The following is a 14266-nucleotide window of genomic DNA, read 5'->3' on the forward strand; positions in this document are numbered from 1 at the left end:
GGAGAGGACGCTGGACCATGAGCGAGGAGCGCTACCTCGACTACCTCAAGCGGGCGACGGCGGAGCTCCGCACGGCCCGCCGGGGGCTGGCCGAACTTCAGGAGCGGGAACGGGAACCGATCGCCATCGTCGGGATGGCTTGCCGGTTCCCCGGTGGTGTCGGAACGCCGGAGGAGCTCTGGGAACTGGTCGCCGCCGGACGGGACGCGATCAGCGAGTTCCCGCTCGACCGAGGCTGGGACGTCGAGGCGCTGTACGACTCGGAGATCGGCCGCGCCGGGACTTCCTACGTGCGCGAGGGCGGGTTCCTCGACGCGCCGGGCGAGTTCGACGCCGAGTTCTTCGGCATCAACCCACGCGAAGCGCTGGCGATGGACCCGCAGCAGCGCCTGCTGCTGGAAACCTCCTGGGAGGCGGTGGAACGCGCGGGGATCGTGGCGGAAACCCTGAAGGGAAGCCGGACCGGGGTCTTCGTCGGGTTGAACTACCACGATTACGTCTACGGGGTGGAGAACCCGCCGGAGGACCTGCGGGGCTACTTCGGCACCGGCAACTCCGGCAGCGTGGCCTCCGGCAGGATCGCCTACGTACTAGGCCTCGAGGGACCGGCCGTCACCGTGGACACGGCTTGTTCGTCCTCACTGATGACTCTGCACCTCGCCGCCCGAGCGCTGCGCTCCGGTGACTGCTCGCTGGCCCTGGCCGGCGGTATTTCGGTGATGGGCTCGCCATCGACCTTCTTGGAGTTCTCCAAACAACGCGGTCTGGCCGCGGACGGCAGGTGCAAGCCGTTCGCGGCCGCGGCCGACGGGTTCGGGCCGGGTGAAGGCGTCGGCGTGCTTCTCGTGGAGCGGCTGTCCGACGCGATCGGGAACGGTCACCCCGTGCTGGCCGTGGTGCGGGGCTCCGCGGTGAACTCCGACGGTGCCTCGAACGGCCTGACCGCGCCGAACGGCACCTCGCAGCAGCGGGTCCTCCGGCAGGCGCTCGCCTCCGCTGGGCTCACCGCGTCCGAAGTGGACGTTGTCGAGGCGCACGGTACGGGCACACCGCTCGGCGACCCTGTCGAAGCGCAGGCGCTCATCGAGGCATACGGCGGGGAACGAGAGGCACCGCTGTGGCTGGGGTCGGTGAAGTCGAACATCGGTCACGCCCAGGCCGCCGCGGGCGTGGCGGGCGTGATCAAGATGGTGCTGGCCATGCGACACGGGGTCCTGCCCCGCACGCTGCACGTCGACCGGCCTTCTCCGCACGTCGACTGGAGCTCCGGCGTGCTCCGGCTGCTGGTCGAGAGCGAGCACTGGCCGAACACCGGGCGACCACGACGCGCCGGTGTTTCCGCCTTCGGGATGAGCGGGACGAACGCGCACGTCATCCTGGAGCACCCAGTCGATCAGGAACCGGCCGACGAGCGCGCCGCGAGCGGCGGGCCGGTGCCGTGGGTGGTGTCCGGTCGCACGCGGGCGGCACTGCACGCACAGGCGGCCCGGTTGGCCGGCGCGGAATCGGCAAGGCTGGCGAGTCCGGTGGACGTCGGGTTCTCCCTTGCCACGCAACGTTCTGCGTTCGAACACCGCGCGGTGATCGTGGGCGACGAGCGAGACACCCTGTTGGCGGGCCTCGGCGCGTTGGGATCCGGCGACCCAGTAGATGCCGGGCGCGGAGCATCGGGCATCGCCGACGTCGCCGGCAAGACGGTGTTCGTCTTTCCCGGCCAGGGCGCGCAGTGGACCGGGATGGCGGTGCGGTTGCTCGCCGAGTCCGAGGTCTTCGCCGCGGCCATGGACGAATGCGCCGCGGCGTTGCGGCCGTTGATCGACTGGTCGTTGACCGAGGTGCTCGCCGATGCCGAAGCGTTGACGAGGGCCGACGTCGTACAGCCCGTGCTGTGGGCCGTCATGGTGGCACTGGCCAGGCTGTGGCGTTCGTGCGGCGTGGTGCCCGACGCCGTGGTCGGCCACTCCCAGGGAGAGGTCGCGGCGGCCTGTGTCGCCGGGGCGTTGTCGCTGGCGGACGGGGCCAGGGTCGTGGTGTCCCGCAGCCGGGCCATCGTCAGGGTACTTGCCGGCCGCGGTGGTCTGGCGTCGGTGAACCTGCCCGCGGACCAGGTGCGGAGCCGGTTGGACCGCTGGCGCGGCCGGTTGTCGATCGCGGCGGTCAACGGCGCCGCCTCCACCGTGGTCTCCGGTCCTCCGGGACCGCTCGCCGACCTGATCGCCGAATGCACGGCCGATGGCGTGCGGGCGAAGGCGGTTCCGGTGGACTACGCGTCCCACTCACCGCAAGTCGACGACATCCGGGAAGAAGTGCTCGACGCGCTCGCCCCGATCACCTCGGTGGCGCCCGGGATCCCGTTGCTGTCCACAGTGACCGGCGAGTGGATCGGCGACGGCGATCTGGGTGCCGAGTACTGGTACGCCAACCTGCGCCGGCCAGTGCGGTTCGACGCCGCGATCCGGACGCTCGCCGAGGGCGGGCACCGCGCCTTCGTCGAGATCAGTCCCCATCCGGTGCTCGTCTCGGCCGTGCACGAGACACTGGCCGAGGCGGCGCCGGTCGGCACGGTGGTGACCGGAACCCTGCGTCGCGACGACGACGCGCTGCGCAGGGTGTTGTTGTCGATGGCCGAACTGCATGTGCGCGGCGTCCACGTCGACTGGACCGCGGTGCTCGCCGCGCACCGGCCGAAACAGGTGGACCTGCCCACCTACGCGTTCCAGCGGCGCCGCTACTGGCTCGAAGCCGAGCAACGGGCCGCGACCGTCGAACCCGCCGACGCGGCGCTCTGGGCCGCGGTCGAGAACGAGGAACTCGACGACCTCGCGGTGGCATTGGGTATCGGGGCCGAGCCGCTCCACGAGGTGCTGCCCGCACTGTCCCGCTGGCACCGCGATCTCCGCGACAAGTCCACTGTGGACTCTTGGCGGTACCGGGTCGAGTGGACGCCGTGGCACGACGCACCGGCACCGGCACTGTCCGGCACTTGGCTGGTGATCACGTCCGGAGGTGGCGACGCGGACGTGGTGTGCGCGGCGCTGCGCGCGGCGGGTGCCGAGGTCGTTTCGCGACCGGGCATCGACCCGGGGCTGCTGCGCGACCTCGCGCCGTCCGGTGTCCTGTGCCTGTCCGGCGACGTACTGGGCATCGCCAAGGAGCTCGGCGACAGCGGCGCCCCGTTGTGGGTGGTGACCAGCGGGGCGGTCGGCACCGGCAGCTCCGACCGGGTGCGCGATCCGGAGTCGGCCGAGCTGTGGGGGCTCGGCCGCGTCATCGCGTTGGAACACCCGGAGCGCTGGGGTGGCCTGGTCGACCTTCCGGCCACAGTGGACGCCGCCGCGGCCGGCCGGTTGTGCTCGGTCCTCACCGCGCGGGGCGCCGAGGACCAGGTCGCGGTCCGCGCCCGTGGCCTGGTGCGGCGACGGCTCGTGCACGCGCCCCCTGACACCGGCCGGTCCCGTACGTGGACTCCGCGCGGGACGATCCTGGTCACCGGCGGCACCGGCGGAATCGGTGCCAGGGTGGCTCGCTGGCTCGTCGGTCGTGGTGCCGAACGCCTGGTGCTGGTGAGCAGGCGGGGTGCCGAAGCGGCCGGTGCGGCGGATCTCGTCGCCGACCTCACCGCCGCGGGCGCCCAGGTGTCCGTGGCGTCCTGCGACGTGGCCGACCGGAGCCAGGTGGCGGAGTTGCTGGCAGGGCTGGCCGAGACGGGCCACCCGGTGCGGTCGGTGATGCACGCCGCGGGGATCGTCGAGCTGGCCCCGTTCGCGGATCTCACGGCGCGGCGCTACGCCGAGGTCGTCGCGCCCAAGGTGGCCGGTGCGCGCAATCTCGACGAATTGCTGCCGGACGACATCGACGCCTTCGTGCTGTTCTCTTCGAACGCGGGTGTGTGGGGGAGCGGAGGGCAGGCGGCGTACGCGGCGGGCAACGCCTACCTGGACGCGCTCGCCGACCATCGGCGCGCCCGCGGCGCGACCGCGACTTCCGTGGCATGGGGCGCCTGGTCGGGCGATGGGCTCGCGGCCACCGAGTTCGCCGCGGACTACCTGCGGCGGCGCGGCGTGCGCGGGATGCCGCCGGAACTCGCCCTGACCGCTCTCGGCAGGGTGCTGGATTCGGACGAAACCTGCGTGGCGGTGGCCGATGTGGACTGGGCGGCGTTCGTCCCCGCGTTCACTTCGTCCCGTCCGAGCCCGCTGCTGGCCGACCTGCCCGAGGTGCGGCAGATCGTCGAGGTCGCGCCTGGCTCGATCGGTATTGACGAGCCGGAACTGCCGTCCCGGCTCGTGGGGATGTCGCCCCCGGCACGGGACCGGGCCGCCGTGGAGTACGTGCGGTCCCAGGTGTCGGCGGTGCTCGGCGGCGGTGTCGGCGAACTCGACGTGGACGTCGACCGGCCCTTTCGCGAGATCGGGTTCGACTCGCTCACCTCGGTGGAACTGCGCAATCGCCTGGCGACCGCGACGGGACTGCGGCTGCCGACGACCGTGGTGTTCGACTTCCCGAGCGCGAGGGCGCTGGCCGCGCACCTGGTGGACGAGCTTTTCGACGACGGCAGGGCCTTCGCGGGCGTGACCGCACCGGCTGCGGCGGACGAGCCGATCGCCATAGTCGGGATGAGCTGCCGGTTCCCCGGCGGAGTGCGCTCACCCGACGATCTGTGGGAACTGCTGGCAGCCGGTGCCGACGCGCTTTCGGAGTTCCCCACCGACCGGGGGTGGCAGTCAGGCGCGCTGTCCGCGCTACTGGGCGACGGCTACCGGCAAGAGGGCGGGTTCGTCCACGACGCGGGCGAGTTCGACCACGAGTTCTTCGCGATGAGCCCGCGCGAGGCGTTGGCCACGGACCCGCAGCAACGACTGCTCCTGGAAACGGCTTGGGAGGTTTTCGAACACGCCGGGATCGATCCGATGAGCAGGAAGGGCACCGGAACCGGGGTATTCGTCGGCTGCGGCGCCCAGGGGTACGGCAGCGGCATGGCCGAGGTGCCCGAACGCGTACAGGGACATCTGCTCACCGGTAACTCGGGTGCGGTGGTGTCCGGCCGGATCGCCTACCACCTCGGACTGGACGGGCCCGTCATGACCGTGGACACGGCCTGCTCGTCAGCGCTGGTCGCGGTGCACTTGGCGGCGCAGGCCCTGCGGGGCGGCGAATGCGCGATGGCGGTGGCGGGTGGGGTGGCGGTGCTGTGCACGCCGGCGGCGTTCAGCGAGTTCGGCAGGCAAGGCGGCCTCGCGGGCGACGGCCGGTGCAAGGCGTTCGCCGAGGCGGCCGACGGCACCGGATGGGGCGAGGGCGCCGGGCTGGTGCTGCTGGAACGGTTGTCCGAAGCGGAGCGCAACGGGCACCGGGTGCTCGCCGTGCTGCGCGGCTCCGCGGTGAATTCCGACGGCGCGTCGAACGGCCTGTCCGCGCCGAACGGGCAGGCGCAGCAACGGGTCATCCGGCAGGCGCTCGCCAGCGCCGGCCTCGCACCGTCCGATGTGGACGCCGTGGAGGCGCACGGCACCGGCACCGCGCTTGGCGATCCGATCGAAGCGAGCGCCTTGCTGGCCACCTACGGGCAGGACCGCGAACACCCGCTGTGGCTGGGTTCGGTGAAGTCGAACATCGGGCACACCCAGGCCGCGGCCGGGGTCGCCGGGTTGATCAAGGCCGTGCTCGCGATGCGGCGCGGAGTGCTGCCGAAGACGCTGCACGTGGACGCACCGTCGTCGAACGTCGACTGGGCGGCCGGCGACGTGCGGCTGCTGACCGAGGCCGTTCCCTGGCCCGAGGTCGACCGGCAGCGGCGGATGGGGGTCTCGGCGTTCGGAGTGGGCGGCACCAACGTCCACCTGATCGTCGAAGCGGGCCAGGCGGAGCCGATGACGACGGCCGCCGAACCGCCGCTGATCCCGTTGGCACTGGCGGCCCGCACCCCGGAAGCGCTGCGGGCACAGGCCGCGGGATTGCTCGCCGTCGCCGCCGAGTCCGCGCTCGCCGACTTCGGCTTTTCGCTGGCGGCCACGCGGTCGGCGTTCGAGCACCGCGCCGTCGTGCTCGCCGAGAACCGCGCGGACGTGCTGGCCGGGCTGCGCGCGATCGCGGCGGGCACGCGGTCCCCGGTGGTGACCAGTGGGGTCACCGGCCACGGCGGTACGGCGTTCTTGTTCGCCGGGCAGGGTTCTCAGCGCCCGGGGATGGGCCGAGAGCTGTACGAGTGTTTCCCCGTGTTCGCCGGTGCCTTCGACGAGGCGTGCGCGCATCTCGACCGGGGTCTGGACCGGTCGCTGCGCGAGGTGATGTGGGGCGAAGACGCCTTGCTCGACGACACCGCCTACGCCCAGCCCGCGCTGTTCGCGACTCAGGTCGCCCTGTACCGCCTGCTCGAGAGTTACGGGATCAGGGCCGATCACCTGCTGGGGCACTCGATCGGCGAACTGGCCGCGGCACACGTGGCAGGCGTGCTGTCGCTGGCGGACGCCTGCACCGTCGTGTCCGCACGAGGCAGGCTGATGAGCGAGTTGCCCACCGGCGGGGCGATGCTCGCCGCGCGGACGACCGAGGCGCGCGCCGGAGACCTGATCGCGGGTCGTACCGGTGAAGTCGGGATCGCGGCGATCAACGGTCCGTCGTCGGTGGTGTTCTCCGGTGCCGAGCCCGCGGTGCGCGAAATCGCCGAGGAACTGGCCGAGGACGGGGTCGAGGTGCGTTGGCTGCGGGTCAGCCACGCCTTCCACTCGCCGTTGATGGAGCCCATGCTCGACCGGTTCCGCGCGGTGCTCCGCGGCATCACGTTCCACCCGCCCGCGCTGGCCGTCGTGCCGGCCCTGCCCGGCGACCTGACCGATCCGGAGTACTGGGTGGCGCAGGTACGGCAGCCGGTGGAGTTCGGTGCCGCGGCGGCGGTTTCGTACGCGGAGGGCGTCCGCACGTTTCTCGAGCTTTCCCCCGGCGGCACGCTGTGCGGTCTGGTCAGAGAACAGTTCGAGGACGTGACGGCGGTGGCGCTGCTGCGCCGGGACCGCCCGGAGCGCGGCTCACTGTTCACCGCCCTTGCCGGTGCGCATGTCGCGGGTGCCACGGTGAGGTGGGAGTCCGCCTTCGCCGGAACCGGTGCCAGGATCGTCGACCTGCCCACGTACCCGTTCCAGCGGCGGCGGTTCTGGCTGACCGGTCCGACCGCCGACCCGCGTTCGTCCCTGCGGGGGTTGTCCCCGGCGGCCGTGGCGGCGGAGTTCGGGGTGGACGCCGACGCCGTGGCGAGCGCGATGTCGAGGTGGCGTGCTGAGGACGCGGTGGACCACTGGCGCTACCGCGTGGGATGGCGTCCGGTTTCGCCGCGGGCCGCCGCGTTGACCGGACCGTGGTTGGTGGTCGTACCACCGGCCCTCGCGGGCGACCCGGAGGTGGACCGCGTGGCCGCGGCACTGGACGCCGCGAGGATCGTCACCGCGGACGAGGCCGTCGGTGCGGCGGACGGGGCCGCCGGGGTGGTGTCCCTGTTGGGATGGGACGAAGGCGACTGCGTGTCGGCGCCGGGCGTTCCGGCCGGACTGGCCATGACCTTGCGGCTGGTGCAAGTCCTTCGCGACACCCGGACTCCGCTGTGGTGCGTGACGCGGCGCGCGGTGGCCTGCGGCGCCTCGGACCTCGCGCCGAGCCCGGCTCAGGCGTCGGTGTGGGGGCTCGGCCAGACCGTGGGTCTCGAGTTCCCGGCGCTGTGGGGCGGTCTGGTCGATTTGCCCGCCGAGTTGGACGAGCGCGTTCTCGCCGCGCTGCGCGGGGTGCTGACGGGGATCGGTGAAGATCAGGTCGCGATCCGGGGTGCGGGCACCTTCGCGCGCCGGGTGCTTCCGGCGCCCCGTGACCGCGACGTACCGGTCGAGCCGTGGCGGCCGCGCGGCACCGTACTGGTCACCGGCGGTACCGGAGGCCTGGGCACCCGGGTGACCGAGTGGCTCGTGGACAGCGGCGCCGAGCGGGTCGTTCTGCTGAGCCGGCGCGGGACTTCGGCGCCGGTGGCCGACGCGGTCCGGGTCGTGCGGTGCGATGTGACCGACCGCGCCGCGCTCGCCGAGGTCCTCGCCGGTCTCGGCAGGATCGACGCCGTGGTGCACGCCGCGGGGGTGGGGCACTTCCGCCCGACCGACGAGCTGTCACTGGCCGAGGTCGGGGAAGTGCTGGCGGCCAAGGTCATCGGCGCGCGAAACCTGGACACGCTGCTGCCCGCTGATCTGGACGCCTTCGTCTTGTTCTCCTCGATCGCCGGGGTGTGGGGAAGTGGCGCGCAGGCGGCGTACGCGGCGGCCAACGCCTACCTGGACGCGGTGGCCGAATCCCGCCGCAGACGTGGTTCGCGCGCCACCTCGGTGTCGTGGGGTGGCTGGGCCGGCGCCGGTATGGCGGCTGGGTCCGCGGAGCTGCTGCTCAGCCGCAGCGGAGTGCGGCTCATGGAACCCGACCTGGCCGTGCTCGCGTTGCGGCAAGCCGTCGAAGAGGGGCACACCTGCCTGACCGTGGCCGATGTGGACTGGGCGCGGTTCGCGCCCACCTACGCGCTCGCTCGGCCGCGTCCGTTGATCAGCGAGATCCCGGCGGCGGCCGAAGCGCTCGCGGACGCGCCGCCACCGGATGGCGGGCAGCGCGCCGATCTGGCGCTGCTCGGCGATGCGGAACGGCGAGGCGCGCTGCTCGACTTGATCCGCCGCGAGACGGCGGACGTGCTGGGCTACGCCACGGCCGAGGAGGTGGATCCGAACCGGGCGTTCCGCGACCAGGGTTTCGACTCGTTGACCGCGGTCGAGTTCCGCGACCGGATCGCGGCCGTGATCGGCGCGCGGCTGCCGGCCACCTTGGTGTTCGACTACCCGAACCCCGAGCAGTTGGCCGAGTTCCTCGGCGGCGAGGCGGCGGGTTCGAGCCCGGTTGCCGGCGCGGTCGCCGACGAACCGGTGGCCATCGTCGGAATGGCTTGCCGGTTCCCGGCGGGCATCCGCTCGCCGGAGGACCTGTGGCGAGCGGTCGTCGACGAGTTGGACGCGATCTCCCCGTTCCCGGTGGACCGGGGCTGGGACCTCGATGCCGTTTACCACCCCGATCCGGAGCACGTCGGGACCTCGTACGTGTGCGCCGGTGGATTCGTCGACGGTGCCGCCGAGTTCGACGCGGAGTTCTTCGGCATCAGTCCACGCGAGGCCGTGGCGATGGACCCGCAGCAGCGGCTGCTCCTGGAAATCTCGTGGGAGGCGCTGGAACGCGCCGGAATCGACCCGGCCTCGGTCAGGGGAACCCCGGTCGGGGTGTTCACCGGCGCCGGCGCCATGGGCTACGACCGGTTGGCCGGCGCCTCGGAGGCCGTCGAGGGCTACCTCGGCACGGGCAACGCGGCGGCGGTGGCTTCGGGAAGGGTGGCTTACGCGCTCGGGTTGCACGGTCCGGCGCTGACCGTCGACACCGCGTGCTCGTCGTCGTTGGTTGCGCTGCACCTCGCGGTGGAAGCGCTGCGCCGCGGGGAGTGCGATCTCGCGCTGGCGGGCGGGGTCGCGGTGATGTCCACCCCCGGGCCGTTCCTCGACCTGTCCCGGCAGGGCGGGCTGGCTCCGGATGGCCGGTGCAAGTCCTTCGCCGACGCCGCCGACGGTACGGCGTGGGGCGAGGGGGCGGGCGTGCTCCTGCTGGAACCGCTTTCCGCCGCGCGGGCCAACGGGCACCGCGTGCTGGCGGTCGTCCGGGGTTCCGCGGTGAACTCCGACGGCGCGTCCAACGGGCTGACCGCGCCCAACGGTCCTTCGCAGCAGCGGGTGATCCGCGCCGCGCTCGCCGGCGCCGCGTTGTCCACTTCGGACGTCGACGCGGTGGAGGCGCACGGTACGGGCACCAAGCTCGGCGACCCGATCGAGGCACAGGCTCTGGTGGCGACCTACGGTCAGGACCGTGCGCCGGATCGGCCGTTGTGGCTGGGTTCGCTCAAGTCCAACATCGGGCACACGCAGTCGGCTTCCGGCGTGGCCGGGGTCATCAAGATGGTCATGGCGATGCGGCACGGTGTGCTGCCGAGGACGCTGCACGTCGACCGGCCGTCGTCCAAAGTGGACTGGTCCGCCGGTGCGGTGGAACTGCTCGTCGAGCGCAAGCGGTGGCCGGAAACCGGCAGGGCGAGGCGAGCGGGGGTGTCCTCCTTGGGGATCAGCGGCACCAACGCGCACGTGATCCTGGAACAGGGTGAGCCCGATGCCGTCGGCACCGGTTCGCGGAACCCGGTGGTGCCGTGGCTGCTGTCCGGGCGTACCCAGCGGGCGCTCCGGGAGCAGGCCGAGCGCCTCGGCGCGGTCACCGGTCACCGGGCGGTGGACGTGGCCCATTCGCTGGTGACGACCCGCCGGGCGTTCGACCACCGCGCGGCCGTGGTCGGCGCCGACTCCGACGGCATGCTGGACCTCCTGCGGGACTTCGGGACGGGCGACGCGGCGGGACAGGTGGTCACCGGAGTGGCCGATGTGTCGGGCAAGGTCGTGCTGGTCTTCCCCGGGCAGGGGGCGCAGTGGACCGGCATGGCCACCGAACTGATCGAGTCCTCGCCGGTGTTCGCCGCCAGGATGGCGGAGTGCGCGGCAGCGCTGGCGCCGTACGTCGACTGGTCGCTACGGGACGTGCTCGCCGACGGGAACGCACTGTCCAGAGTGGACGTGGTGCAACCGGCGCTGTGGGCCGTGATGGTGTCTCTCGCCGAGTTGTGGCGCTCCTTCGGGATCGAAGCTTCCGCGGTGGTCGGTCACTCCCAGGGTGAACTCGCGGCCGCCTGCGTTGCGGGCGCGCTCTCGCTCGAGGACGGTGCGCGGGTGGTCGCGCTGCGCAGTGCGGCCATCACGCGGCTGACCGGGGCGGGTGGCATGGTGTCGGTCTCCGAGTCGCGGGAAGCGGTGGCCGAACGCGTGGCCGCGTGGGGCGGGCGCATCTCGATCGCGGCGGTGAACGGCCCGGCCACGACGGTCGTTTCCGGCGACCTCGGCCCGTTGGACGAACTGCTCGCGCAGTGCGCCGAGGACAACGTGCTGGCCCGGCGCGTCGCGGTGGACTACGCCTCGCACTCGGCGCAGGTGGAGCGCATCGAAGCCGAGCTGCTCGACGCGCTCGCCCCGATCCGGCCGCGCGCGGCCGACGTTCCGTTCTGCTCCACGGTGTCCGGCGGCGTGCTGGACACCGCGCGGCTCGACGCGGGCTACTGGTACCGGAACCTGCGCGCCACCGTCGAATTCGACACCGCGGTGCGCGGGTTGCTCGCGTCGGGACACCATGCGTTCGTGGAGGTGAGCCCGCACCCCGTGGTGACCACGGCGATCCAGGAGATCCTGGCCGAGGCGAAGTCCGATGGCACTGTGGTCGTCGGCACGCTCCGCCGGGACCAGGGCTCGCTGCGGCGTTTCCTCGTCTCGGCGACCGAGTTGCACGTGCGCGGCGTCGAGGTGGACTGGGCTCCGGTGTTCGCCGATTGCGCACCGGCCAGGGTCGACCTGCCCACCTACCCGTTCCAGCGGCGTCGCTACTGGCTGGCGGGGCGGACCCTGGACGGCCCGGCGACGGATACGGGGTTTTCGGTCGATCCCGCGGTCTTGGCCGCCGAGCTGGGCGTGGACGTCGATACCGTGGCCGACGCGATGTCCCGGAGTCGCGCGGAGTCGAAACTGGCGTCGTGGCGGTACCGGGTGGCGTGGCGTCCGGTACCGGTCCAGGACCGCGCGGTCGCGGGCACCTGGCTCGTAGTGGTGCCGCCCGCGTTCGCCGGCACACCCGAGGCGGCGCGGATCGCCGCCTGCTTGGGCGATGCGCTCGTCCTCCAGGCCGACGAGGTCGCCGCCGCGGTCGAGTCCGCCTCCGGGGTGTTGTCGCTGCTAGCGTGGGACGAGGACGACTGCTCGTCGGCGCCCGGTGTTCCGGCGGGGCTGGCGGCAACCCTGGGATTGGCGCAGCAGCTGGGAAAACTCGACTCCGCACCGCCGCTCTGGTGCGTCACCCGAGGCGCGGTCTCGGTGGACGGGACCGATCTGGCCACCAGCCCGGTTCAGGCGCTGGTGTGGGGGCTCGGCCAGACGGTGGGGCTGGAAACGCCCAGAATCTGGGGTGGTTTGGTCGATCTGCCGCAGGAGTTGGACGAACGCGCCGTGGCGGCGTTGCGCGGTGTCCTCGCGGACGGGCACGAGGACCAGGTGGCGATCCGGGACGGCGGCGTGCTGGCACGCCGCGTGCTTCCCGCACCTGGCGACGATCGCCTCGGCACCAGGACCTGGCGACCTCGCGGCACGGTTCTGGTCACCGGGGGCGCGGGCGGCGTCGGCGCGCACGTGGTCCGATGGCTGATCGATCGCGGCGCGGCACGGGTCGTGCTGCTGAGCAGACGAGGGGCGGCGGCACCGAAGGCCGCCGAACTGATCGCCGAAGCGGACGGCCGGGTCGAGGCCGTCGCGTGCGATGTCGCCGATCGGGCCGCGTTGGGCGAGGCGCTCGCCGGTCTCGGCAGGATCGACGCGGTGGTGCACTCGGCCGGCGCCGGGCATTTCGGCCCGACCATGGACCTTTCCCTCGACGAGGTCGCGCGCGTGCTGGCGGCGAAGGTGACCGGCGCCCGCAACCTGGACGCACTGCTGCCCGACGACCTCGACGCCTTCGTCCTGTTCTCCTCGCTGGCCGGGCTCTGGGGCAGCGGGGCCGAGGCCGCGTATGCCGCGTCCAACGCGTTCGCCATGGCGTTCGCCGGCGACCGGCGCCGGCGCGGACTGCCGGCCACCGCCGTGGTGTGGGGCATCTGGGACGGGGGCGGTATGGCCGACGGCGCGGCGGAGCGCCACCTCGCCGACCGGCGCGGGCTGCGGCTGATGGACCCGGAACTGGCGATGCGCGGACTGCGCCGAGTGCTGGACGACGACGAGCTGTGCCCGATCGTGGCCGACGTCGATTGGGCGCGGTTCTCGCTCACGTTCACCCTGGCTCGGCCACGACCGCTGATCGCGGAAATTCCCGAGGTGGCGGCAGCGCAGGTGGCAAAAGCAGAGGAGGAGCAGGAGGGGGACGTCGTGCCCGCGTTGCGCGACGAGCTCGCGGCACTCGGCGAAGCGGATCGAGGACCAAGGCTGCTCGATCTTGTCCGGCGCGAGGTGGCGACGGTGCTGGGACATCCTTCGACCGAGGCGGTGCCGACCGATCGCGCGTTCCACGAACTCGGGTTCGATTCGTTGACCGCGCTGGAACTGCGCAACCGGCTCAACACGGTGACCGGCCTCCGGCTGCCCGCGACGCTGGTGTTCGATCACCGCGACGCGAGCGAACTCGCGGTGCGGCTCGGCACGGAGATCGGAAGCGCGGCACGACCGGAACTCGTGCGCGAGCCGGACGCCGTGCTCGCGATGTTCCGCCGGGCCTGCCTCGGCGGAAACCGGGACGCGGGGATGGCGCTGCTCGGCGCGGTCGCCGACGTGCGCCCCGAGGTCACCGCGCCCGTCGTCGCACCGCTGGTGTTGGCGCGGGGCCCGGAAACTCCTCGCCTGGTCTGCGTTCCCTCGGCCATCGGGCTCGGCGCGCCCGTGCAGTACGCCCGGTTCGCGGCCGGGTTCGCCGGGACCCGCGACGTCGCGGTACTTCCGCTGCCCGGGATCGCCGAAGACGAGCTCCCCGGTTCGCTCGACGCGGTGGTGGAGGCTCACGCGGACGCCGTACCCGAGGGGCCCGTCGTCCTCGTGGGCCATTCGTGGGGCGGCTTGCTCGTGCACGCGCTGGCGCACGAACTGGAGCGCCGTGGCCGCGCACCGGAATCGGTGGTGCTCATCGACACCTACACCGAGTTCGGTCCCGAACTGCGACCACTGTTCGCCGCGGTCTTCGATTCCGTGGTGCGGCGGCAGGAGCAGTTCGAGGTGGTGACGGGGCGCTCCCTGTCGGCGATGGTCAGATACCAGCGGCTCACCGCGGACTGGAAGCGGCACGACCTGGTGGCACCGCAGCTGTTCGTCCGGCCCGCCGAGCTGTTCACCGAAGCGCTGGGCAGCTCGTTTTCCGGGCCGGTGCCCGAATCCACGGCGTGGCGAGCGCAGTGGCCAACCGCGGATCGCGTCGTCGAGGTACCGGGGGACCACTTCAGCATGATGGAGCAGGATGCCGCCACGACGGCGCGCGCGGTCGAGGACTGGTTGTCCGGCCCGCGCTGACACCCGCTCAAGGTCGTTGCAAGGCCGGACTGGTTAGCGTGCTGATGAACTTCGGTGCCTGGTAAGCGATACCGGATACGGGT

The 14266-nt window shown here is 72.4% G+C and carries 1 protein-coding gene; it reads left to right on the top strand.

The window, feature by feature from the left end:
* Window positions 1–17 precede the first annotated feature (17 nt).
* Window positions 18–14183, top strand: coding sequence for a type I polyketide synthase (locus HUW46_RS48615; RefSeq protein WP_254125420.1), 14166 nt, complete (start codon window positions 18–20; stop codon window positions 14181–14183).
* Window positions 14184–14266: the final 83 nt, after the last annotated feature.

It is taken from the genome of Amycolatopsis sp. CA-230715 (genome assembly GCF_018736145.1).
GTDB lineage: Bacteria > Actinomycetota > Actinomycetes > Mycobacteriales > Pseudonocardiaceae > Amycolatopsis.